At 66.9% G+C, this 23,036-nt stretch carries 18 protein-coding genes and 2 pseudogenes; 13 read left to right on the plus strand and 7 right to left on the minus strand.

The annotated features are described in order from the left end of the window. The first annotated feature begins 7 nt into the window (after positions 1–7). The 4 genes from OG257_RS36485 to OG257_RS36500 all read left to right on the plus strand — a co-directional run bounded on the left by OG257_RS36485 (position 8) and on the right by OG257_RS36500 (position 4,682). Positions 8–388, plus strand: a complete 381-nt coding sequence (locus OG257_RS36485; protein WP_329215538.1) for an FKBP-type peptidyl-prolyl cis-trans isomerase — start codon at positions 8–10, stop codon at positions 386–388. Positions 389–873: 485 nt separating this feature from the next. Beyond that, positions 874–1,236: a DUF1330 domain-containing protein gene (locus tag OG257_RS36490; protein WP_329214657.1), complete on the plus strand. Its 363-nt coding sequence runs from the start codon at positions 874–876 to the stop codon at positions 1,234–1,236. Positions 1,237–1,628: 392 nt separating this feature from the next. Then, the gene (locus OG257_RS36495; RefSeq protein ID WP_329214659.1) at positions 1,629–1,898 is read left to right on the plus strand and encodes a glycosyltransferase; all 270 of its coding nucleotides are present in this window, start codon (positions 1,629–1,631) and stop codon (positions 1,896–1,898) included. Positions 1,899–3,206: 1,308 nt separating this feature from the next. After that, positions 3,207–4,682, plus strand: a complete 1,476-nt coding sequence (locus OG257_RS36500) for a cytochrome P450 (protein WP_329215540.1) — start codon at positions 3,207–3,209, stop codon at positions 4,680–4,682. A 143-nt stretch (positions 4,683–4,825) separates the two neighbouring features. Here the strand turns inward: OG257_RS36500 and OG257_RS36505 are convergent, their stop codons facing one another. Further along, the gene (locus OG257_RS36505) at positions 4,826–5,266 is read right to left on the minus strand and encodes a VOC family protein (RefSeq protein ID WP_329214660.1); all 441 of its coding nucleotides are present in this window, start codon (positions 5,264–5,266) and stop codon (positions 4,826–4,828) included. A gap of 478 nt (positions 5,267–5,744) precedes the next feature. Then, positions 5,745–6,140, minus strand: coding sequence for a YciI family protein (locus OG257_RS36510; protein WP_329214662.1), 396 nt, complete (start codon positions 6,138–6,140; stop codon positions 5,745–5,747). 270 nt (positions 6,141–6,410) lie between these two features. Between OG257_RS36510 and OG257_RS36515 the strand changes: the two genes are divergently transcribed. Then, a complete protein-coding gene (locus tag OG257_RS36515; RefSeq protein WP_329214664.1) occupies positions 6,411–7,058 on the plus strand; it encodes a dihydrofolate reductase family protein in 648 nt (215 codons plus the stop codon). Positions 7,059–7,253: 195 nt separating this feature from the next. Here OG257_RS36515 and OG257_RS36520 read toward each other — a convergent pair whose 3' ends face one another. Further along, on the minus strand, positions 7,254–8,321 hold the full coding sequence (locus OG257_RS36520) for a glycoside hydrolase family 11 protein (protein ID WP_329214666.1): 1,068 nt from the start codon (positions 8,319–8,321) through the stop codon (positions 7,254–7,256). Between the two features lie 1,035 nt (positions 8,322–9,356). Between OG257_RS36520 and OG257_RS36525 the strand changes: the two genes are divergently transcribed. Next, positions 9,357–9,845, plus strand: a complete 489-nt coding sequence (locus tag OG257_RS36525; RefSeq protein ID WP_329214668.1) for a hypothetical protein — start codon at positions 9,357–9,359, stop codon at positions 9,843–9,845. Between the two features lie 218 nt (positions 9,846–10,063). Here the strand turns inward: OG257_RS36525 and OG257_RS36530 are convergent, their stop codons facing one another. Next, positions 10,064–11,692 (minus strand): alpha/beta hydrolase, encoded by a 1,629-nt coding sequence (locus OG257_RS36530; protein WP_329214670.1) that lies wholly within the window; start codon positions 11,690–11,692, stop codon positions 10,064–10,066. Between the two features lie 1,039 nt (positions 11,693–12,731). Between OG257_RS36530 and OG257_RS36535 the strand changes: the two genes are divergently transcribed. Further along, a complete protein-coding gene (locus tag OG257_RS36535) occupies positions 12,732–14,567 on the plus strand; it encodes a glycoside hydrolase family 15 protein (RefSeq protein ID WP_329214672.1) in 1,836 nt (611 codons plus the stop codon). Between the two features lie 492 nt (positions 14,568–15,059). Continuing rightward, positions 15,060–15,470: a barstar family protein gene (locus OG257_RS36540; RefSeq protein WP_443054597.1), complete on the plus strand. Its 411-nt coding sequence runs from the start codon at positions 15,060–15,062 to the stop codon at positions 15,468–15,470. On the opposite strand, the pseudogene OG257_RS36545 reads toward OG257_RS36540, so the two are convergent. Beyond that, positions 15,463–15,628: pseudogene (locus tag OG257_RS36545) on the minus strand (RNA polymerase subunit sigma-70); the annotation flags it as partial. The gene OG257_RS36540 and the pseudogene OG257_RS36545 sit on opposite strands and share 8 nt — an antisense overlap. Before the next feature lie 118 nt (positions 15,629–15,746). On the opposite strand from OG257_RS36545, the gene OG257_RS36550 reads away from it, so the two are divergent. Beyond that, a complete protein-coding gene (locus OG257_RS36550) occupies positions 15,747–16,253 on the plus strand; it encodes a carboxymuconolactone decarboxylase family protein (RefSeq protein ID WP_329215545.1) in 507 nt (168 codons plus the stop codon). 424 nt (positions 16,254–16,677) lie between these two features. Here OG257_RS36550 and OG257_RS36555 read toward each other — a convergent pair whose 3' ends face one another. Then, positions 16,678–17,193, minus strand: a complete 516-nt coding sequence (locus tag OG257_RS36555) for a GNAT family N-acetyltransferase (protein ID WP_329214674.1) — start codon at positions 17,191–17,193, stop codon at positions 16,678–16,680. Between the two features lie 13 nt (positions 17,194–17,206). Further along, positions 17,207–17,539: pseudogene (locus tag OG257_RS36560) on the minus strand (pyridoxamine 5'-phosphate oxidase family protein); the annotation flags it as partial. Between the two features lie 86 nt (positions 17,540–17,625). Between OG257_RS36560 and OG257_RS36565 the strand changes: the two are divergent. From OG257_RS36565 to OG257_RS36585, 4 genes are all read left to right on the plus strand, one after another. Then, positions 17,626–18,999 (plus strand): MFS transporter, encoded by a 1,374-nt coding sequence (locus OG257_RS36565; RefSeq protein WP_443054537.1) that lies wholly within the window; start codon positions 17,626–17,628, stop codon positions 18,997–18,999. Between the two features lie 678 nt (positions 19,000–19,677). Beyond that, positions 19,678–20,037, plus strand: a complete 360-nt coding sequence (locus tag OG257_RS36570; protein ID WP_329214678.1) for a hypothetical protein — start codon at positions 19,678–19,680, stop codon at positions 20,035–20,037. A 371-nt stretch (positions 20,038–20,408) separates the two neighbouring features. Continuing rightward, positions 20,409–21,287 carry a hypothetical protein gene (locus OG257_RS36575; protein ID WP_329215563.1) on the plus strand — a complete coding sequence of 293 codons (879 nt, stop codon included), beginning with the start codon at positions 20,409–20,411 and terminating at the stop codon, positions 21,285–21,287. A gap of 571 nt (positions 21,288–21,858) precedes the next feature. Continuing rightward, entirely contained in the window at positions 21,859–22,308 is a 450-nt protein-coding gene (locus tag OG257_RS36585; RefSeq protein ID WP_329214682.1) for a spore-associated protein, read from the plus strand. Positions 22,309–23,036 lie beyond the last annotated feature (728 nt).

Genomic DNA, 23,036 nt, shown 5'->3' on the forward strand with positions numbered 1-23,036 from the left:
GGCTGCAATGAGTGAACTGACGAAGCCCGGGATCGACCTTCCGGAGGGTGACGCTCCCACCGAGCTGACAATCCGCGACCTCGTCGTCGGGGATGGGCTTGAGGCGAAGCCGGGCAGGGTTGTCCAGGTTCACTACGTCGGGGTCACCTTCGAGTCCGGAAGAGAATTCGACACTTCCTGGGACCGGGGCCAGACGTTCAAGTTCGCCGTGGGCGGTGGCAAGGTCATCAAGGGCTGGGACCGTGGGGTCAGAGGGATGAAGGTCGGTGGCCGGCGCGAGATCATCGTTCCCCCGCGCCTCGGCTACGGCAACCAGTCTCCGTCGCCGTTGATCCCTGCGGGCTCGACACTCGTCTTCGTAGTAGACCTGCTCTCCGTCGCAGTCTGAGGCCTTCTGATACCCGGCCTCTCCGCCCGGAACCTGGGCCGGGCAACACCTGCCGGCCCTCCGCGACACCACACCGGTGCACTTTTCACCCGCAGCCACGGACAGAGGCATACACGCCGGCAACAACACGCATCGGCATTGATGCGGTTCACGGCGCCCTCGATGCTGCCCGAGCTCCAGTCCAGGGTGAGCCGGGCTGCCACAGCCTCGAAGCCCGGACCCTCCCTCGTAAGCGAACAGCGAGGTGACGCACAGCGATGGCTCCCAAGAGCTGTGTCAGAACCCCAAGTTCATCGACAACTTCTGCCGCAGCAAGATTCTGGCCCACATTCCGTGAGGGACAGAGCGGCGGGGGGGGGCGGCGGCCTTGGTACCTGCCCTCGATGTCGCGCCCGGCCATTACCCCCGAGGTAATCGCACTGCCCAACCACCCCCAGCTACGTTCTGGTCATCACTCACACCGCCTGAACGAAAGGAATCCCGTGGTGCCCGCGTACGGTTTCGCCCATCTCCGCAGCCGCCGGAATCACTCCGACATCATCGAGTACCTGGAGCGCATCCAGGCAACCCTCGACCCCTTCGCCGGCCGCTTCGTCATCCACGGTCCGCCGGTCGAGGTCGTGGAGGGTACGTGGCCCGGCAGCATGGTGCTGATCGAGTTCCCCAGCCTGGCCGAAGCCCGTGCCTGGTACGACTCTCCCGCCTACCGGGCCATCCTGAATTTGCGCACCGACCACGTGGAGGGCGACCTGGTGCTGATCGAGGGCGTCGGTCCGAACTACGACCCGGCCGAGCGAGCTCGCACGTTGCGGGCAGAAGCAGGCCGAGCGGGCCAGGCGACCACGTAAGCCTGCTGCCGCCTCCTGGGGGGAGCGGCAGGACCCGGCAGGCCTCGCCGCCGACACTGGTCGGACCGGTACCACCGCGGTAGCCAGGCATTCGCGGCCACACTGACCGACGCTCTCACGGGTGCGGATCGCGCTCAAGTAGCCGTTCCCTTGGGCAAGTACCCAACGGGCAGAGGCTGCCGGCAGGCGGGATCTGGCGCCGCCGGTGCTCCCACGGGGTGGTGGTCGTTCTCCACCAAGGTGAACAGGGGGCCCGGTGAGCAGGATTGGCTCGTGGGCTGTCATTCTGTGGCCCCTGACTCACCATCGACTTGGGAGTACAAGCACCCATGCGTTCAAGACTTCTCACCACTGCGGCTCTTGCCACCGCCCTTTCGGCAGCCAGTGTGCTCGTGACTGGGCAGAGTGCCGTGGCGGCGTCGCAGTCCAGCTGCGACTACAAGGTCCTGTGGCCGACGGCCGGCGTGTACGAGGAACCGAACCCCTACAGCGTGATCGTGAAGACCAAGCAGGCCGGTGACATAGTGGGTGCACCCGGCCCTGGCTGCGAATACGCCAGTTGGGTCGACAACTCGTACAACGTGACATACGCGCGGGTCAGTACTGACGCGGCGGCCGACGGAGTGGGCTGGATGCGGTACGAGGCACTCGTCCGCGTCTGACGGGCGGCTCGTACTTTCGAGACACCGCCTGTGCGTGCCCAACACATATTTGGCCCAACGTTCCGGCGCACGCGGTGGGTGGGGGCCGCGCCGCCGACTGCGCGGCCCCCACCCAGTCGGCTACTTCCGCACGCCGACCGCGCGGATGATCTCCTGCTTGACCGAGCCGCCCTTGTCGTCGGTGGCCGAGGCCCGCACGGAGATGAACTGCGCGTTGTTCGGCACCCGCACCGAGCCGGCCCAGGCGGCGGACTTGTTGCGTACGCCGTCGAGTTCGTCGGATGTTCACGTCGCGCCGTCGTCGAAGGAGACCTCCAGCGTGGAGCCGGTGATGGTGGTTCCCTGCTTCCCTGATCAGCGTTGGGTCATCGAGTTGTTCAGGCCAGCAAGTTCGCGGGCCGTTCAGCCAGCGACGGACCCGTATGCAACCAGTCGGCTGCCGGGCTCCTGGGCGGCGTGCACCAGGAGTGTGGCGAGGTTGGTCATGTCATTGCCTCCTCGAATCGGGACAGCCGGCGCGTCTGCCGCGTGCCCGGTGCCGCATGTCCTGCCCGTGATCAAACGCCGATCATCTGCCAGGGGGTCCTGCGAGGACGCCTACCTGCGGTGCATCCTGCGGAGCCACGTCGGGACGGCGAAGAGATGGACGTCGCCGCTTTCACCGTGCATGTCCGGATCTCCGGCTGCTGATGTCGAGCGACCTGCTCCGGTATCGCAGGGTGTGGGATCGATCGAGGACGGGTAGACAAGCCCGCGAAGCCGGTGATCTTGGTCGAGAACCCACCTACCAGGAGCTTCGCGAGTGCAGGAGCGCCGAACTCATGCTCAGGACAACAAGGTTGGCAAGGCCCAGCGATCGATACACTCCCATCGGTGATTGCCCGCGATATGTAGCGGCGGCACACACCCGATACGCGTTCGGGTGGCCTGCAACCGGGCGCATGGACGGAGGTGAGTGACATGACCTCCCATCGGGGACCCTCTGCTCCGCACCCTACGATCACGGGTGCAGGAGACGGATGGGAAATGCCACGAGCAAAGGGAAGATGCACCCGCTCGAGAATCTCCGAACAATCGGTCGCTGACTGTCAGTTACAAGTAGACCCTCCTGATATCCGGTGCCCCTGCCCCGTCGCGCGTCGGCAATCACCGGTAACGATTCATGGCGCCGCAATTGGCGGCCTCCGGGCTCGCGCACGCCTGGCTACGACCCCGTTGTCTGCCTGAGGGGCTGTGAAAGCTTCGTGGCCGTTGTCGCCGGTCACTCCGCATCGGCAGGACGACAGCGAGACGCTGTCGCAGAACCCAATGCTGCGCGCGGTCACACCGACGTGGAGATCGACCGAACGTGACGTACCCCCCGCAACCTCGTCGGTATGCGCAACAAGACCAACCACGGCATGGAAAGGAACAAGCATCGTGACTACTCACCTTCAACTTCCCCCGGCAGCCCCCGGCGGGCTTCCGCTTCTCGGACACGCTCTGTCCCTCGCGGGCGGAAGCTCCCGGCTCGAATTCCTGCAACGGCTGCGTCCCCTTGGACCCATCGTGCGTATCACCGTGGGTCCGAAGTCCTTGATGGTGGTCAACGACCCCGACCTCATACATGAGTTGCTCACCGGACGCCTGACGAAGAGTCTCGACAAGGGCCTTCTCTTCGCGAAGCTGAAACTCTTCGGCAAGGACGCCCTGCCCGTCGCGGAAGGCGCAAGGCATATGCAGCGTCGGCGGCTCGTGCAGCCCACCTTGCACCACAAGCAGGTCAGCGGCTACGTCGACGCGATGAGCAAGACGATCGAGCAGACCATCGCACCCTGGCACGACGGCGAGACACTGGACCTCAAAACGGAGATGCAGCTGATCACTCAGTCGGTGATCACGGAGACGCTGTTCTCATCGCACCCGCCGCGCGACGAGGCAGGCACCATCCTGAGAAGCGTCGACACGGTCTTCATGGCAGCTCTTCAGCGTGCTCTCCTGCCGCTGCGAGTGCTGGAACGCCTGCCGACACCCGGTAATCGCCGACTCAAGAAGGCCAGCGACATCCTGCGTCGGACGGTCGAGGACATCATCGCGGCACACAGGAACCAACCTGACGCATACGACGACGTCGTCTCACTGCTCCTGAACCTCACGGACGAGAGCGGAGCGCCCCTGGAGGACGACGACATCCTGTCCGAGATCACCGGACTGCTGGCTGCGGGATCCGAGACGACCGCCGTCGTCATGGCGTGGCTGTTCTACGAACTGGCCCGCAACCCCGACCTCGAGGAACGACTGCACCGCGAGATCGACTCCGTGCTCGATGGTGCTCCACTGACAGCCGAGCACATACCCCAACTCGCCTTCACCGGCCGACTCGTTACGGAGACCCTGCGTCTGTACTCCCCTGCGTGGCTCGTGACTCGGCGAACCACCTCAGATGTGCGGCTGGGCGAGTTCGATCTGCCAGCGGGCACAGACCTGATATTCAGCCCTTACACAATGCATCGCGATCCTGACCTGTACCCCGACCCGCAGCGCTTCGACCCCGACCGTTGGCTGCCGGAACGAACTCAACCACCGCAAAACGCGTTCATCCCCTTCGGTGCCGGCAAGCGGATGTGCATGGGTGACAGGTTCGCGGTAACCGAGGCAGTTTCCATTGCCGTCCTTGTCGCATCCCGTTGGCGGCTTCGGCTGGCGGAGGGACCCACCGTACGACCCATTGGGGCGATCACCACTCATCCGTCGTGGCTTCGCATGGTCGCCGAGACCAGGGCACCGATCACCGCAGACGCATAGCCGAATTGACCGCTGGGCGTCCTGGCGGCGTTTGGTGTCTTCCTTGCGGAGCATGAGCCCGCCCACTCGTACGAGTGGGGCCGGGCCGCGCCGGTCAGCGGCGACACACTGTCAGACCGTCCACGATCGAAGGTTTCTCCTTCTCAGTGCAGTTGCTCGGCCAGTCCGACGATGATGCCTTCCGGGCCGCGGAGGTAGCAGAGCAGATAGCTGTCCTCGAACCGGGCGATCTCGCCGAGGAGTTCGGCACCGTGAGGGCGCAGGCGGGCAACGGTGTCCTCGATGTCGTCGACGGCGAACATGACCCGGTGCGTACCCAGGATGTTGTGCGGCCGGTTGCGCGGCTCGTTGCTGATCGCCGCGGGGCTGCGGTACTTCGCCAGCTCGAGCCGGCTGTGACCGTCCGGGGTACGAACCATCGCGATGTCACAGTGGACGCCGTCGAGTCCGGTGCACTGGTCGGCGACGAGGCCCTCGACCTCCGCCTTGCCCTCCAGCTCCATACCGAGTTCCACGAAGAACGCGATGGCGGCATCCAAGTCCTCGACGACGATGCCGACGTTGTCCATCCGCTGAATCGCCATGCTGGCTTCTCCTTCGTCCTCGTGCGGCCGGTGGTGGCCGCTGATGTCCCTGGGACGGAGCCGGTGGCACGTTCTCGACATCCCCAGACCGCCGACTCCGAACAATCTGGATCGAGCCTCAGCACCGCTGCGGCAGACCGCGAGCCTGGCGCCACCACCACCGAGGGTGAGCGCGGCACAGGTGGACGCTCCCATGAAGGCGATCAGCTGCCTTTGGGCTGATCCCACCCCTGGCCCTAGAGGTGTACGCGCACCTGTACGGGAACGAGCCCGGCCATTCGTACGCCGCTCCGGTCGAGCTCCGACCTGAGCCCCGCGCACTGGCGTGGGCGGACGCAGTATGAATGGCCGGCCTCGATGACGCACCGACTCGGACGGGAGGGGCCGAGGAGCCCTCGTCGGTTGCATCCAGGGGATCGCGACCAGCCGCGTTCAGCACGAACCGCTCCCGCCTTCCATTCGAATCGACCTGGTCGGATCAGCCCTCCGGCGGGCCCTCGGGGATCGGGTGCACTTCGACCGGGTCGTTGCTGGGCTTCCCGCCCGCGCCGGGGCACGCGGATGCCCGTGCGGCGATCTCCAGGGCCCGGTCCTCGCTCTTGACGTCGACCACCCAGTACCCGGCCAGGATGTTCTGGTCGGCCCGAGCCGGTCCATCGGTCACCTGCGGACGTCCATCGCTTCCGGCCCTCACTGTCTTGACCAGTGAGGGGCCGCCGAGGCCCTGACCGTCGACCCATTCACCGGCGGAATTGATGTCATCGTTGAGGGCGTTCATGTGGGCGAACATGGCCTTCATATCGGCCTCGGAGTAGGACGTCATGACGGCGTCCCACTGGGCCGCAGGCACGTTCATCTGGATCATGTACTTCATGTTGCTCCCTTTCCCGGGCTGGCTGTGATTTCTCGGGCTTACGAAGAGGTAGACATCCGGACAGCGCGGAACTCATCGGTGCCCCCTCCTCACCATGCTCCGCCAGTACGTACCCGCCGGGGAGAAACGCCCGACGACGCGGAGACAGGTCGCGCGGTGGGGCGGACCAGCGGTTGCCGGCCACGCGCGCGTCAGATACGCAGCGCGCAGCGATGAATTCTCCCGGCCCGGATAGTCTCGCTATCGGCCCGCCCAGCACAGGAGGAGCGCGTGGATCAATTACTGAGAGTCCAGAACTTCAACGTCTCAAGTGACGGAATCGGGGCCGGAGAGAACCAGACACTCGAAAGACCATTCGGTAATGGCGTCGAGCCCGAAAGACTGTTCGCATGGGCGGGCGCCACGGCAAGCTGGCCCATGCGCACGGACCCAGGAGGGAGCCGGGGCCTGGACGACTACCTCACGCGGGACTACGACCGCAACATCGGCGCCGAGATCATGGGCCGCAACAAGTTCGGGCCCCAGCGAGGGCCCTGGCAGGACCATGAGTGGCAGGGCTGGTGGGGTGACAAGCCGCCTTTCCGCACCCCGGTGTTTGTCCTGACCCACCACAAGCGTCCTTCGTTCACGCTTTCCGACACCACGTTCCACTTCGTCGACGGCGACCCGGCCACGGTCCTCGAGCAGGCCCGGGAGGCGGCGCAGGGCAAGGATGTCCGGCTCGGCGGCGGGGTGACCACGATCCGGCAGTTCCTCGACGCCGACCTCGTCGACACCATGCATGTCGCGGTCTCGCCGATGAAGCTCGGATCCGGACTACGGCTCTGGGAGTCCCCAGACGAGCTGCTCGACCGCTTCCACCTGGACGTCGTACCCAGCCCGAGCGGGGTGACGCACCACCTGTTCTGGCGAAAGTGACCGGTCCTCGGAGCCGGCCCCGGTCGGCCGCCCCACCTCCCCCCGCCGCCCTGACTTCCCGCTGGAATTTCGCGCCGGCAGGGCTGCCCGCGACCGGCGTCGTGTCCGAGCGGCTCACCAAGCCCCAGGACAGGCGACGGCGCGGTGCCCGATGGGGCACCGCGCCGGGGCGTGTGGGTACGCGGGACGCAGGGGTCAGCCCACGCTGCAGCTGCCGACCGATGGGGACGGGCTGCTGGGTCCGCTGACGGTGAAGCCGAACGACGTCGACTGCCCCGCGCTCAGGGTGCGGTTGTGGCTGACCGGGGTCACGGTCAGAACGTTTCCGTTCCGGCTCGAGGTGCCGTTCCAGAGCGAGGTGACCGTCTGACCGCTGGCCAGCGTCACCGGAACCTTCCAGTTGGTGACGCCGCTGCTGCCCGCGTTGATGGTCACCTCACCGTTGAAGCCGTTGTTCCACGAGCTGGTGGTGCGGTACGTCGCGGTGCAGGCACCTGTCCCCGGAGGGGGAGTGGTACCCCCGCTCGGAGGCGGAGTGGTGGGCGTGGTCCCGCCGCCGCCCAGACTGACGCTGGAGCTGCCGGTGCTCTGGTAGCCCTCCGTGGCCATGATCATGTAGTAGTTGAACGCCCCCATCGGCATCCCGGCCGCCTGCCAGGCGTCGAAGTGCGCGCCGGTGTTGATGGTGCCGCTGCTGCGCTTGCTCTGCCGGATGCTCCAGTACTGCTGGAAGGTCTTGGTGCCTTCCACGGAGGGCTGGTTGGTCCGGGTCGACTCATAGATGTCGTACGTTCCGCCGCCGTCGGTGACCGTGCCGCGCCTCGTGCCGGCCGAACCAGGGTTGTACGGGCCGAAGTTCTCCACGATGTAGTACTCGACCAGCGGGTTGGCGGTCCACCCGTACAGCGCCAGGTAGCCGTTGCTGCCCGGGTTGAACGAGCCGGAGTAGGTGACGGCCCGGCGGCTGCCGTTGCTCCAGCCGAGACCGCCGACCCAGTTGTTGGTGTTGCTCCACTGACTGCTGTACGAGCCGGCCGTGTCCGACAGCGTCATGCTGACGGAGCCCGGGGCGTCGGTCCAGAAGGAGTAGTAGTAGCCGTTGTGCGTACCGGTCGCGTTGCTGGTGAGGACGGTTGCGGCGCGCGCCGTGTCGGGCAGCAGCAGCCCTGCTGTCCCGGCCGCCACCAGCGCCCCGGCACCGCCGAAGACGAGTTTCCTGCGACTGACCTGACGTGGTTCGGAGTTGTGCGGGGTGTCGCTCATGCGTTGATTCCTCCTCGCGAATAGCACGGTCTGTGACCAAAAGACACGCCGAGCAGACGTCGGCGTTCATCGATGAGGTGACACAGCCCGGTCGTGCGCATCCCATTGCACGGCCGGGGGAGCGTCACAACAGTCGGCCCTGGCAAGGGAGTTGTCAACGGTTTCCGTAACCTTTCCGAAACTCGGGCGACACTATGAATCTCATTCGTGCTGGTCAACGTGGGTGTAGATAGGGCGAGGAGAGGGGGTGGTCGAGATGTCGCCGATTTAGAGGCACCGAAACTTTCGTAGTCTCGAAACTTTCGAACCCTCTTCTCGGTGGGATGCGAGGTAACTGGTGTCCGGCGGAGACGCCCGTGGCGGCGGGGGACTCCCGGGGGCTTCATGGATGTGGTCGTGTGGGGCCGCTCATGCTGGGTCCGCCCGTGATCGGCCTCTTCCTGCAGCAACCCGGCGGGGACGGACCGCCTGCCCGTCTCGTGGTCCGAGGGCCGAGATCCGTCTGCCAGGGGATACCGGATGCCGTACCGCGTCGCCCCCTTGAGTGGTGGATCTACTTCGCCTCGCAAGCCGGTCATGGCTTCGTAGGTGAAATTCGGTTCTGGCTCAACTTCCATGCCGAGTAACGCTCAGACATAGCTGGACGTCGAAGAGGGCGATTGGCTTCGTTCACTTCCAGGGGCAGCGTCTGTCCGCCGGGTTGGGCAGCAGTGGCGGATCCTGAGGCCTTGAATGTTCAGGAGAAAATGCAGCGCGAGCGATGCGCGGTGCGTCGCTCGTCGTGCTCGCGGGGTGTCGCAGAACGGCCCGTGGCGCACCTATTGCCCTCTCAAGGGGGTCCGCAATACAGCGGATGCCGGCCCGGCACCGGCCAGGGTCTCGGCACCCGGACAGGGCCTCGACCAGCTGAGAGGCGGTGGGATCGGCGGCTACCGGCCCCCGAACACCTGCGCCTCGGGCCGCAGCATTGCCATGTCCGACGGGGGCAGTCCCCGCCCAGGACGAATTGTCAGAGGCTCCCTCTATGGTTTCGCCATGGCCGTTCCCGAGATCGTTTCGATCGCCCACGAGCCCGACTACCGCACCAAAACGATCGGGCAGTGTGCAGGAGGCCAGTTCCTGGCATCGATCACATATGCATTCCCGCACGGGTTCAGCCCCTGTGAAGGGTGGGAGGATCAAAAGCGCCTCTATGTCGTGCTGCACCAGTTCAACTCTGAGGGGTGGCACCTCCGCTCAGACATCTGGTGCGCCGGGACCTGGGCCGAACAGCAACGGCGTCCGCAGGGCAACGATTCCGTTCTGGCCCGAGCGGAGGCACGGTTGGCAGAGCTGCTCGACCGTCTCTCTCAGCGCAAGTACGGGGACATTGCGATCCGTCCCTTCCAGCTGACTGTTGACGGCGTTGTCTTCGGCTTGATCTCCGAACGTCACGAAGAAGGCGACGGGGAAGACGACTGGGCCGAGCTCCACCCCGACAACCTCGGGTTCGGCGCTCCCTGGGACGGCCAGTACGACACGTGAGCGCCAGGCCGCCTGCCTGCATTGGGCTGACGGTAGCGGGCGCCGAACACCAGGGCGCCCACTGCCGTGGACCAAGAGCTCCCGTTCTTCGGCGCGGCGTAACCGCCCGGCCCTGCCCCACCTCCGGCGGCCCGCATCCTCGCGCCGGGGCAGCACCAGGCCGTCGTGGCGCTCGCCCATCATGGGAGCTGCAAGCTGTGAGCCGGGAGACGGCGGGTTCAGGAGATGATGCGGGCCATTCCGCCGCCGCCGGTGGCGACGCCGCCGCTCGGCTTGGGGGCGGAGAAGGGGGGCGTGTCCTGTCGGCACTTCGTTCCGACAGGCGGAAGTGTGCCGTCGATGAAGTAGCGGCTCTCGTGCTCCTGAATGCAGCTGCTGGGGTTCAGCAGTGCGGTGTGCCCGTACCCCTCGTTGGTGAGCAGGCGGGCGTCGGCCAGTTCTTCGACCATGGCCTGCGAGTTGGGGTAGGCGGTGGACGGGTCGTAGGCGGTACCGACCACCAGGACGGGGTTCGCGGTCGGCTTGTTCCAGGGGCCGAGGTACCGGTCGGGGGAGGCCGGCCAGGTAGCGCACCCCGCGGCCGCCCAGGTCCAGAAGCGTCCGGCGTCACCCGCACGGGCTGCGGAAGCCTCCTCCAGGGCGTGGTAGGCACCGGGGTCGCGCGGATTGGGGCTGTCGCCGCAGAGCACCGCGGCGGCCTGTTCCTCGCCCAGGTACGGATTCGGATCCGGGACCGGCGGTGCGGGCGGGAAGGCGGCCTGCTCCGGGGCGCGGCCCTGCCACAGATCCTCCAGCCTGCCTGCCAGGTCGGCCCACCCGCTGACGATGTAGAGGCCGTTCACCACGTCCGCGACGGTGCGGGCATAGGTCCAGGTGTCCACGGGCTTCTTCCGGAGCCGCTGGGTCAGCTGGTCGAACTTGTCCCGCGTCGCTTTCGGGGTACCGGCGGAGAAGGCGCAGCGGGCGGTGGTGGCGGAACCGCACAGGTCCAGGAACTTGTCCAGGGTCGCTGCCGCGCTGCGGTCCGAGCCGACGCGCAGGAACGTCGTGAGCCGGGCGTCGTCGGACGCGTCGTTCGTCCAGGCCCGGGGGCCGATGTTGCTGTCGAGGGTCATGGCCCGGACCTTGCCGGGGAAGAGGTTGGCGTAGGTGGCGCCCAGGATCGTGCCGTAGGAGATCCCGTAGTAGTTGAGCTGCGGCTCGCCCACCGACCGGCGGAGCTGGTCCAGGTCGCGAGCGGTGTCGGCGGTCGACACATGGCTCAGGAGCTCGGGGTCCTTCTGCTGACAGCGCTGGACCAGATCCTTGTAAGCGGCGATGAAGTCCGTCCGCTCCTTCTCGTCCACCGGGAAGCCCGCCGCCTTGCTCGCGTTCCAGTCGGCGGCCTCCTCGGGGCTCGCGAAGCAGTTCACCGCAGTGCTGCTGCCGATTCCGCGGGGGTCCCAGCTGACGATGTCGAACCGCTCCCGCACCTCGCGGGGGAAGAATTCGTAGTTCTGCGGCATCTGAACCGTCCCGGGACCGCCGGGGCCGCCGGGGTTGAAGAACAGGGTGCCGATGCGCCGGCCGGGTGCGGTTGCCTTCCGCCTGACGACTGCCAGATCGATGGTGCGAGCACCTGGGCTCTTGTAGTCCAGTGGCACCTTCGCGGTCGCGCAGTCGAAGGGACTGCCTTGGATGCAGGGTCTCCAGTCCAGCCGCGGGGCGGGCACCGAAGGTGTGGGCGCACCGTCGGCCGTGACGGGGCCCTGCCCGGTCAGGACCGTCGAACAGGCCATCACCGTGGCGACGACCGCGGCGTGGTGTCGCCGACCAGCTATGAGTCCGCGCAGGGGGTGTACGGGCATACTCCGGCCTTCTCTCTTGCTTGTGTGAGCGCCCGAGACCACCGATGACCCGACCCTCGGTACGCATCCGTGTCAACAACACAGCGGCCTCGTATCGCGCGCGAGGCAGCCGCAGCCGAATGGCCGATCTCCCGCCACCGTGGACGAGGCCATCGCATCAGCGCCGACCCGTACGGCCTTGGGTTGTCGTCCACGCCAACACCCGTATCCCGCCGAGCGACCTCTGCTTGATCGCAATTCCCAGGGTGTGACCGGCCGGTGTGGTCGACCGCCGCAGTCCGGGTGAGCCGGCGGCCGACTGGGACTTCTCTCATGCGCGCCCCGCGACGGACACCCGGGCTTCATTCACCACGGCTGTCATGTCCACCGCGCGAGCGGGGGCGTCCCCCGGTCCTTGCCGGCTGCATTCGCCCTCATGGCCGCCAGGATCTCGCAGGCTGAGCCGACGGTGCCGGAGCACGCGGTCATCGTCCCTGACAGTGCGAGCTTCTACGCGACCTCGACAGCTCCTCCGGCCCGGTCGGCCTCAGACGGATCTTGCTCCGTGGCGACAACCTTCTGGAGAGCCTGTTCACCGACTACGCCCTGGAGCCGCCCTGGATGCTGTGCCCGATGACGAGGGAACGGGCTGTCGCTGACACTCCGGAGTGGCTGGATTCCTGGATTGACGTTCCGGGGGAGCGCAGTGCGAGCAAAAGGCGCCTTCCGAATGGTCCGGCAGACTCCCTCCAAACATTCATCGTCGCAGGTCAGAAGCCGCTTTCCTAGGTCCCCGCTTTCGGGCCCCAGCTCAGCCGAAACCTCGACGCCGACCCCTCCGGCAACACGGTTCATCACCTACCTCGAGTCCGGGCCCGATGGTGAATCGACGCTGAGGCTCGGGTGCGGCGACTGGGACCGCAAGGATCAGGCGCGGCCGCTCGAGCCGTCCGCCGAGTCCTGTCCGCACGGCTCCGTCGGACCCCGCCTCGATTAGCGGTCTAGCATGAATAGGGAGGTTTTATCTCCAGGCCCGGGCCGCAGCGGCAGGGAGGCCGGTATGGCGTTCGACACGACTGGTTTCGAGCAGCCGGACGGCTGCGGATACCTACCGATCTCCGAGCACGGCCTGATCGGCGATCTTCGTACGACCGCCCTGGTCGGCACGAACGGCACCATCGACTGGTACTGCTGCCCGCGCTTCGATTCGCCCAGCGTCTTCGGGTCCATCCTCGACGCCGACCGGGGCGGGTCGTTCGAGTTGGCCGCCGAGGTCCCGACCCGCACCAGGCAGTTCTACTTCCCCGACACGAACGTGCTGATCACGCGGTTCTTCGCCGCGGACGGGGTGGCGGAGATCCAGGACTTCATGCCCGTGGTCGACGAGGCGGGCGAAGCGGCCAGGCACCGGCTGATCCGACGGGTGATCTGCGTCCGCGGAACCCTCCCGTTCCGGGCGCGGATCGCACCCCGTTTCGGCTACGGCGCCGAAGCGCACACCACGCACCTCGAAGGTCACACGGCGGTGTTCCGCTCCCCGTCACTGACGCTCGCGCTGACCGCCACCGCACCACTGGAAAGCGACGGCCTGGATGTGTGGTCGCACTTCAAACTCATTGAGGGTGAGTCCAACGTGTTCGCCCTCGACCAGATCGGCGATGACGTCCCGGCCCGTTCGTGCCCGCGCGCCGAGGCGCAGGAGGAGGTAGAGGGGACCGTTCGGTTCTGGCGCCGCTGGCTGTCCGCTTCGCGCTACCACGGGCGGTGGAGGGAGACCGTGAACCGCTCCGCGCTGGTGCTGAAGCTGCTCACCTACGAGCCGACCGGTGCGATCGTCGCCGCACCGACCACCAGCCTGCCCGAGCAGATCGGTGGCGAGCGCAACTGGGACTACCGCTATGTCTGGGTCCGCGACGCCGCCTTCTGCGTCTACGCGATGCTGCGCCTGGGGTTCACCTCGGAGGCCGAGGCGTTCATGGGGTTCATCTCGGAGCGGGGCATCCTGCGGGGCAGGGGCGAGAGCGGTCCGTTGCAGATCATGTACGGCATCGACGGGCGCACCGAGCTGCCCGAATACGAGCTTCCGCATCTCGAGGGCTACCTCGGCTCCGCACCGGTACGCGTGGGCAACGCCGCGACCGGCCAGCTCCAACTGGACATCTACGGTGCGCTGATCGACTCGATCTACCTCTACGACAAGTGGGGCCAGCCGATCAGCAGTGACCGCTGGGACGAGGTCGGTGCTGTGGTGGACTGGCTGTGCGAGCACTGGAACCAGCCCGACGAGGGGGTGTGGGAGACCAGGGCGGGCCGACGGAACTTCGTGTACTCGCGGCTGATGTGCTGGGTGGCGCTGGAACGCGCGATACGCATGGCGAACCGCCGCGGTCTGCCGGCGGACCTGCCCCGCTGGCGGGAGTCCAGGGACGCGATCTACCGGCAAATCATGCGGCGCGGCTGGTCGGCCGAGCGAGGGGCGTTCGTCCAGGATCTGGACGGCCATGTGCTGGACGCCTCGCTGCTGATGATGCCGATGGCCAAGTTCGTCTCGCCCACCGACCCCAAGTGGCTCTCCACCCTGGACGCCCTCACCACGGACCTCGTCTCCGACTCGCTGGTGTACCGCTACGACCCGGCCGCCAGCCCGGACGGTCTGCAAGGCCCCGAGGGCACCTTCTCGATCTGCTCCTTCTGGTACGTGGAGGCGCTGGCCCGTGCAGGCCGGCTGGAGGAGGCCCGGCTCGCCTTCGAGAAGATGCTCACCTACGCCAACCACCTCGGTCTGTTCGCAGAGGAGATCGGCCCGACCGGAGAGCAACTGGGCAACTTCCCCCAGGCCTTCACTCACCTCTCGCTGATCAGTGCCGCGTTCAACCTCGACCGCGCGCTGGGCTGACGGACCGTCATCAGCTGGACGGCAGTTTCTTCGAGCCCTGCCGCGCCGTGGTTCCTCCGGCACCCGCACGGCAATATCGTGGAGATGAGGTGCCCTTTCGGAGCCGCCTTCAACGCGCGGGACAGCCGCTCGCCCTGGCCGTAAGCGCGCGTCCGGCCGTGAGGAGAGTGCTCACAAGGCGAAGGCTGGGGCCGTCACCGCCGTCGGCTGAGACATGATCGCGGACTCCTTTCCAAGACCATCCGGGCTGCTCCGAATGTGCTTTCGTCCTTCGCCGTGACCGGGGGATGCGCGCCATGGTGCGGACGATCTCCGGATCTCCGGCCACCTGGGCTGTTTCGTTTGAATCTAGACTTTGCAGTTCGCTGCTGGTGCTCGTTCTGATGGCGGTGGACGCTCTGGATCACTGGAGGAAGGTGGGCGTTGGACATCGTGCCCTGGGTACACGTCGTTTCGGAGCAAGGCGCCCTGCCTGTCGATTTGCTGCTTCCCGTGACGGGCAGGACGTACGTAGCGCGGCTCGACGGCCGGGAGATGCGCGACACGGATTCCGTCTTCCAGCAGTTCTACGATGGACTGAAGCTGCCGGACTACTTCGGGTGGAACTGGGATGCCCTCTCCGACTGTCTGCGCGACCTGAAGTGGCTGCCCGCGGAACACTATGTACTGATCGTTGAGGCCGCGGATGAGGCGCTGTCGGGTGACGTCGCCGGACGGCAACTGCTCTTCAAGACCCTTCTGCGGGCAGGCCGCCGATGGTCCTCCACGAAGCGACCCGAGGGCATTGACCTCAGCAGGCTCGTGGTCGTGATGTCCTGCGACGCAGCATCCGTTTCGGGTCTGCGGGCACAACTGCGGTTGTGCTGGGAAGAGTGCTCGGTGGGCGCTGATGGTCGGTGGTGAGCCAGCCGCCCAAGCTTTGGACGCCGGCTACTGACATTGGAGCGGCTCAGTTTCAGCCACGCCTCCCGTACGGCATCGTCGGACTCGCTGAGCAAGCCCAGCATCCGATAGGCGACCGCCCGCGGATGGGAGCGGTGCTCCTGGAAGCGCTGAGCCAGTAATTCCCTTCACGCTGACCTGTTACTTCCTCGCGCTGCGATCCGTCAATGCAGTGACGGACATTAACCGGCCCGTGCAACAAGCGTGCTGGCCGCCCGCGATGAGGAGGAGACGATGATGGAAACACGGTCGATCACGGCGGAGATCCCGATGATTCCGCGGATGCCCGAGGACCCCGCGGAGCTTGTCCCCGAGCTGGCGGAGGTGTCCGCGGCGCTGTTCAGGGTCACCGGCAACGGTTCGGTACCGCGCTCCACGATCAGCCTGGTCCAGCTGCGTGCTGGTCAGATCGTCGGCAGCACCTACCTGACCGTTCTGCATACGGGATTCCTGCGCAAGGCCGGGGAGTCGGAGGAGAGGCTCACGTCGGTGGCGTCCTGGCAGGATTCGCCGTACTTCACTGGTGCCGAGCGTTCCGCGCTGGCACTTGTGGAAGCCGTGCTTCAGCCGTCCGCAGGCGGCGAAAGGGTTTCCGACGAGCTGTACGTGCAGGCAGCCGCCCACTACGAGGCCAAGGCTCTCGCCACGCTGATGTTCGCGATCGGCCAGGTCAACTTCTTCATCCCCGTAGCGCTCATCGCCAAGCCGGTGCCCGGACGGTCGTTCACCGACCCGTGGGCATGAGACCGGCCGCCCAAGGCCCGACCTCCTGGCCCCCGGGCGGGCCGGCGTGCGGCGTGACCAACCGGTCGGCGCCCGGAGAACGCAGAGGCGTCGGCCAGCTCGTTCTGCACCGCACCTGACCTGCAGTTCACCGGCTAGGCTTCCCGAATTCGGCCTTGGTGCCCCGGGGCACCAAGGCCGCTTGCGTCCTATTTCTCGATGGCGTTCGGGTCCCGCAGGGCCCCGTCACCGTGGCTGCGGACGATCGGAGAGCAGCCGAGGAAGTCGATGTGCTCGTGGACCAGCGGGAACAGCCGGGCTCCGATCTCTCGCTGGCTCGGATTCCCACTCGCGGTCAGTTGGAGGGGGAGTTGCCTGTCCGCGAATGTGACAGTGGGTCACCCAGGTCTGTGACTCATGGGTGCCGAATCGGGGCATCGTCCCGCTAGGAGACGGCCGCCGGATCCGCGGAGAGGTCAATGGTGAACGCCACCCGATCGAGTCCAGGGCCGTCGTAGTCCGGCTGCACGGCTGAGGCCGCGAAACCGAGCCGAGTGTGAAAGGCCCGCGACGCGACGTTCTCCGGGCTTGTGATGCAGTGCACGTAACGGCGCCCATGGGACTGAGCGAGGGCGAAGAAGGCCCGGTAGAGAGTGCGCCCGATGCCTTGACCATGCAGCGCCGGGTCGACGCCGACGAAGTGCACATAGGCGGTGTCGGGCTGTGCCGGCGACAGGAAGCCGACCAGGAAGGCGGCTACCTCCCCACTGTCGTGCTCGACCAGGAAACTGGTGGTGGTGAAATGCTGGAAGTACAGCCGGGGCAGAAGCAGCGCCCTTTCCGTCGACCCTGCCCTCCCTTTCAGGCCGCCCCACCACGTGTCCAGTACGGCGAGCACCCGGAGGTGGTCCTCGTTGGCAAGGTGGCGAGCCGTCAGGCCGGCCGGAAGATCATCGATCATCTGTTCAGTCTGTCATCCGCCCGAAGCGCTCGTCGCGGAACACCGGCTCCCCACGCCCGTGCACCCGCACGACGGTGGGAAGGGCGCAGAACGCGCACCACGTCAGCCTGATCCGGCCGTTCTCGCGCAGGTGGGCGATGGCCTCGGCGTGGCTGCCGCCGAAGTCCGGACAGGCCAGGGTTGACTCGTCCAGTACCCCCAGGGTGCCCGCCCGGCCCTTGGGCGACAGGTTCACCCACCCGACGGCTGCGAGCGGGGCCGTGGCGGTGAAGAAGACTGGCCGGCCCTCGATGAACTTCCGCAGCCTGCCGTCGATGCTCTGGTAGGCCTTTCCTACGAGTCCCACCGTCGCAGACCGTCCTGCCGCAACCAGGACCACGGGCGCCAGGGCTCCCCGGAACGGGGTGTCGTGACTCTCTTTGCGAAAGGGGGATGGTGGTGGCAGGGCCCCGGTCGGTGGTGCCGCTGCTCGCAGTCTGCGCGGGCTACTTCATGGTCATCCTGGACGTGACCATTATCAACGTCGCCGTTCCCGTCGTGGGTCGGGAGTTGTCGGCCTCGCTCACCGGAATCCAGTGGATCACCAACGGTTACACGCTGGCTTTCGCCGGCCTACTGCTCACCGGCGGCGCGCTCGGCGACCGGCTGGGCAACCGCCGGATCTTCTGTACCGGGGTCGTGGTGTTCACCGCGGCCTCGGCCGGCTGCGGGCTGGCCCAGCACACCGGGACCCTGGTCGCCGCCCGGCTGCTGGAGGGAGCCGGCGCGGCACTGATCGTGCCCGGCTCGCTCGCCCTCCTCCAGCAGGCCTACCCGGCGCCCGCCGAGCGCTCCCGCGCCTTCGGACTCTGGGGCTCGATGGCCGGCATCGCCGCCTCCGCCGGACCCCTCCTCGGCGGACTCCTCGTCACCACCGTCGGCTGGCGATGGGTGTTCTTCATCAATCTGCCCATCGGATGCGCCTGCCTGCTGCTGACCCTGCGCCACGTATCCCCCTCACCCCGGCACACCGGCCGCTCCCTGGACTGGCCGGCCCAAGGCGCGATCCTCGCCACGGTGGCTCTGCTGACCGCCGTCCTGAACGAGGCCGGACGACGCGGCTGGGCAGACCCCCTGATCCTCGCCGGGGCCGGCCTGTGCGTGCTGGCCGCCGCCCTGTTCGTCCTGCGCGAGCACCTGGCCCGCAGTCCCGTACTGCCGCTGCGGCTGCTGCGCTCACGTGCGCTGAGCGGCGCGGCGGTGATCGGTCTGCTGTTCAACTTCGCCTTCTACGGCATGATCTTCACCGCCAGTCTGTACTTCCAGCAACACCGGGGCCTGAGCGCCCTGCGCACCGGGCTCGCCCTCTTCCCCGCAGTCGCCATGACGATGTTCGCCTCCATCCTGTCCGGCCGCCTCGCACGACGCACCGGACACCGCCCGCTGGTGGTCTCCGGCATGCTGCTGGCAGCTGCGGGCCTGGCCGGCTGGGCCGCCGCTGGGACGGACACGAGCTACCTGCTGCTCGTCGCACCGATGATGGCAGCCGGATTCGGCACCTCCTTCGCCCTCACCGGCTCGACCACCACCGTCATGACAGCCGCACCCGAGGGCTTCTCCGGCACCTCCTCCGCCTTGTTCAACACCACCCGCCAGGTAGGCAGCGCCGCAGGCGTCGCGCTGGGCGGCTCACTGCTCGCCGCGACCGGTGACTTCACTGCGGGGCTGCGAACCAGCATGGCCATCGGCGCGTTCGCCTATCTGGCAGCCGCCGCCCTCGCGCTCTCCTGCATCCCGCCGAAGGAGACCCACCACACCACTGGCTGAAGTACCGCCGACCAGCCACCGACGCGACAGCAAGCCAACCCGCTCGGAGTTCCCGGTCACTCATCGTGAACACATAGCGAGTCCTTGGTCTTTGGAGGTGTCAACCCGAAGGGCGCACCAGCGGGGGCGTGGGTGGACCCCATCGACGACATCGGGACCCTAGCCGCCCTTGAGGCAGTCGACCGCCTCGGCTCCGAAGAGAGCAGCGACGGCTGGACCAACCGCTTGAGTTCGGCCTGTGGCTGGTCCACGCCCCGGCAGAGAAGGCCAGCCACAGGGCCGTTCGTCTGGTTATGGATTGAGGTAGCAGTCGTGAAGGATCTTGACTGTGCCGGCCCAAGCCCTGTCAGCCTGCTGGGGTAGGTGGCAGCCGGCGTGGTCGGCCGACCCGCAGTACAGCGGGTGCATAGCTCGCGCATCAGTAGTGATCAGAGCGGTGAGCAGGGCAGGGCGCTCGGGTTTCGGACTGCGGGTGCGAGGGATTGGCTTGACGCGTCGCAAGGCGCACTGCGGCTTCGCGGCTGTGCCGAGGCACGACGACGTTGACTTGCGGTTCCGCCTCGGCGAGGCATGCCTATTGCCATGGAATCTGCGCGCTGCTTGTCGCCGGCGAGAAACCGGCGAGGGTGTTGGCACCGGCTACGCCCGCCTCAGCCACTCTCGCGGCACAATGACCCCATGGTGCATATTTTCTCCCGCCCAGTCAGGAGCTCCTCGCTCTCCTTGTGGTCGAAGGACTCATTCCTGTCCATCGGTTCCGTGGGGTCCGTGCTGTCCATCGGTTCGGTCGGCAGCGCGCTATCCATCGGGTCCATCGGCTCTTCGATGTCCGTCGGCTCGATCGGCTCCGCCATGTCCCTGGTGTCGCTGGGGTCCATCCAGAGCACCGGAAGTGCGCTGTGCATCCAGTCACGACGCTCTGTAATGGCCATCGGCCCCTACCGCGTGTTCAGCACTCCAAGCACGCTCGCGCTGGTCGGATCGGGCGCGCTCGCGCTTGCCGGTGCGCTTGCCCTCTACACACGTACCAAGACATGAGCCGTCCGACGCCTTCGATCTCGGTGCCAACAAGATTGCTGTCATGCACCGCGGCGAGCGGGCGCCGGCCGAGGGTGTCCTACAACAGGCGCGCATAATTGGGACATCCTTGCGCCGCGCCTCAGCGACCGGAGGCTGCTCCAGCGCTGCGAGCCTGTTAGTCCTTTCCATTGGAGGGCGAGGCCTTCACCGCGCTCGCCGAGCTCGGCAAGGGCACAGGGTCCGAAGCGAGCTGCCTGGCTCAGCTGGCGCTGGAGGCGGCTTCCGGCATCGGGCATGAACGCCAGCGAGTGCGCGCGGTGGCGGCCCTGACCCCGCCGCTCGCGCGGACCGCGCAAGCAGTGGTGGCGTCCATTGGACACCCCGGATGGATGGCCGCGGCCCTGGAGAGGCTGGCGCCCGTTCTGCCCGCGGAGACGCTGACGCCCTCGCTGCAGGTGTTGATCTCCCTTGGCTGGAAGGACGATCGGGGCTACTTCGCCGAGACGATGCCTGAGCTCTTCACCCGCCTGGTCCGAGAGGGCGGGCCCGAGGAGATCCCAGTGTGGCTGGACTCGCTGGACTCCTCGGGCGCGCTGGACGCCCTCAGAACCAGCGATGAACTCTACTGGCTGGCAAGATACTTGACGCTCACTCAGGCAAGGCGTGCCTGGTCAGTGGCGGAGCGTCTTGAAGGGAACACGCGCGCCGAGGTCTTGGCCGAACTGGCGCTGCGACTGCCTGCGGCCGAGGCCGTCGACCGCATCCGCGCTGTCCCCCTGCGTGCGGGCAGCCCCGCAAGCGGCGGGTGGCGCAGGAACTCTTCCCGCCCGAACCCGCCACTATCCGCGAAGGCGGCACATGAAGCACATGAGCCCCGAACCGAAGGACCAGCGAGCCAACCGCAGGGGTGTGGAAGCCGCAGTCTCACAGAGACGTCCGCCCGCTTCCGCGTTGCTGGCGTTTCGCTACTTGTGGGGGTGAAGGGGTTTCGGGCGGCGGGGCTTCGAGTGTTGGTCGTCCGGGGCTGGTCTGTGGTTGGCCGGCCTGGAACCGGCCGGCTCCGGATATCCCGGTCATGGGGGTTGGTGCGTGATCGGTGGGTGGTGTTGTCAGGGAGGACGGTGGGGTGTTGGCGGTTCAGTGGTCGCCGGGTGGGTTCAGTTGTGGGTGTGGGTGGTGCCGAGGATTGCTGTGTGTTCGAGTACGTCTTCGAGTGGGTCGTCGATCTGTCCGGTCTGGATGAGGCTGACGTGGGGTGCGTTGTGTGAGTTGGTATGGGTTTCGTCGGCGTGCGCCGCTCCCGTGGGCAGTCCCGCCGCGATGAGGGCGGCACTGGATCCGAACAGTAACCGGGTCAGTGTTCGTGTCTGTTGTGCCTGCATTCTGTTTCCTCGCCCATTCTTTGACTGATATGTCCGCCTGTTCCTCCGGCTCAACCACCGACAGGTTCAAAGGTCACGCAAGATCATCCCCGCTTCACCCTGTCTCCCTGCGGCTCCTCGCTCCGGCCTGGTCTGCGTGCTGTTGCACCCGGCTCTGTGTCGCCCTGCCTGGCCCCGGCCGGCCCGGTCCTGGCCTGGTTGGGCTTGTTTGGGTGGTGCTTCCGTTCCGGGGTGGGGCACCTTCCTGCGTGGTCCGCTCTTGCGTGGTCCCGTGTGCGACGGCCGGGCGCCCCTGTGCGGCCACGAGCCTTGCGTGGTCCTGTGTGCGGCGCGGCCGGGGTTCGGTTTGGGTATGGGCGCGGCGCAACCGCATCCGTGCGTGCGGCACAACCTTTTGTGTGTGTTGTGGGTCACATCAGGTGTGAGCAAACCGCTCTCCGAGGCACAAGGGGGAAATATGAGAATCACGCGTAATGTTGCGGCTGTTGGGGCGTTGACCGCTCTGGCGGTGGGTGCCACGACCGCGCTGGGCACGACTGCTTCCGCCGCACCGAACGTCACACCGCGGACTGTCTGCGGCAGCGCCTACAAGACCGTCAACTCGGTGCCTGTCGGGTCGCTGGGTACCGTGTACCTGACGTACAACTCCACGAACGGCAAGAACTGTGTCGTGACGATCCGGAACAACCCCGGTTCCGTCAAGAACATGTCCACGTACATCTACGTCCCCGCGACCGATGAGTGGGCCGGCGACTACGGGAACTTCACGTCGTACGCGGGGCCGGCCTACGTCTACGGCAGGGCCTACTGCGTCAGCTGGGGCGGCAACATCGACAACGTGTACGTGTCGGTGGAGAACTCCAACTGCGCCGCTCTGCGGGAGCACCGGGTAACCGAGATCCGCTGACCCGGCTCAGCAACCTGCCGCGGATCCCCGCGCCACCGCCACCCATAGGCCGACCTGGCGAACACTGATGGCCGCCAGGAAAGCACCCATGAGTCGCAGGCGGCGGCGCGGGACCTCGCACCAGGCTGGGCCGGCAGCCGCCGGCCCAGCCTGGTAGTACCCGGGAGGCGCCTCTTCCTCACCCTCGGATGCGCAGTCATCTGCTGGCGGCGACAGCTGATGCCGATCACGAGTCCATCCAAGGTGGCATCGGGCCGTACGCGATCACACCAGATATCCAAGGACATGGAATCAGCGCGGAGCCCACGCCCCCAGATCTTCGCTGCCCTCTGGGCACGGGGCGAGGTCGACCAGAAGGGAAGACTTCGCGTGCCGTCCGCAGAGAGGTGAGTCGGGCTTCCGCCGTCATCCCGGACAAGCTAGACCACTCTGCTTTGGCGGACGTCTCGGAAGAATGACGCCGCTTGCGAACCACTCTGGCTCATGGCCACCGAGACTGCCGTTCCCCCAACACTCATTTCGTTGGGCGTTCTTAGTGTCTGTTCTGCTCGATGCGCCCCTGGCGGCTGCACCAGGTAACCGCCGCACGGGACGTGCCGGGCCAGGTGTCGCTCGGCAGGTGAGTGGGGGAGGGCGTGCGGGAACAGGCCTCATCGAGGCGCCGTCCGTGCTCGGCCTACGGCCGTCGGGCGTCCAGGATCTCCTTGCGGCCCTGCTCGACGCAGGTC

The sequence above is a fragment of the Streptomyces sp. NBC_00683 genome, from assembly GCF_036226745.1.
Taxonomy (GTDB): Bacteria; Actinomycetota; Actinomycetes; order Streptomycetales; family Streptomycetaceae; genus Streptomyces.

Bases quoted from the DNA above. Each gene is read 5' to 3' on its own strand.
- OG257_RS36485 (WP_329215538.1), top strand. From the start codon at position 8: ATGAGTGAACTGACGAAGCCCGGGATCGACCTTCCGGAGGGTGACGCT.
- OG257_RS36500 (WP_329215540.1), top strand. From the start codon at position 3,207: ATGCTGCGCGCGGTCACACCGACGTGGAGATCGACCGAACGTGACGTA.
- OG257_RS36505 (WP_329214660.1), bottom strand. From the start codon at position 5,266: ATGGCGATTCAGCGGATGGACAACGTCGGCATCGTCGTCGAGGACTTG.
- OG257_RS36510 (WP_329214662.1), bottom strand. From the start codon at position 6,140: ATGAAGTACATGATCCAGATGAACGTGCCTGCGGCCCAGTGGGACGCC.
- OG257_RS36520 (WP_329214666.1), bottom strand. From the start codon at position 8,321: ATGAGCGACACCCCGCACAACTCCGAACCACGTCAGGTCAGTCGCAGG.
- OG257_RS36525 (WP_329214668.1), top strand. From the start codon at position 9,357: ATGGCCGTTCCCGAGATCGTTTCGATCGCCCACGAGCCCGACTACCGC.
- OG257_RS36530 (WP_329214670.1), bottom strand. From the start codon at position 11,692: ATGCCCGTACACCCCCTGCGCGGACTCATAGCTGGTCGGCGACACCAC.
- OG257_RS36535 (WP_329214672.1), top strand. From the start codon at position 12,732: ATGGCGTTCGACACGACTGGTTTCGAGCAGCCGGACGGCTGCGGATAC.
- OG257_RS36550 (WP_329215545.1), top strand. From the start codon at position 15,747: ATGGAAACACGGTCGATCACGGCGGAGATCCCGATGATTCCGCGGATG.
- OG257_RS36555 (WP_329214674.1), bottom strand. From the start codon at position 17,193: ATGATCGATGATCTTCCGGCCGGCCTGACGGCTCGCCACCTTGCCAAC.
- OG257_RS36565 (WP_443054537.1), top strand. From the start codon at position 17,626: ATGGTGGTGGCAGGGCCCCGGTCGGTGGTGCCGCTGCTCGCAGTCTGC.
- OG257_RS36570 (WP_329214678.1), top strand. From the start codon at position 19,678: ATGGTGCATATTTTCTCCCGCCCAGTCAGGAGCTCCTCGCTCTCCTTG.
- OG257_RS36575 (WP_329215563.1), top strand. From the start codon at position 20,409: ATGGCCGCGGCCCTGGAGAGGCTGGCGCCCGTTCTGCCCGCGGAGACG.
- OG257_RS36585 (WP_329214682.1), top strand. From the start codon at position 21,859: ATGAGAATCACGCGTAATGTTGCGGCTGTTGGGGCGTTGACCGCTCTG.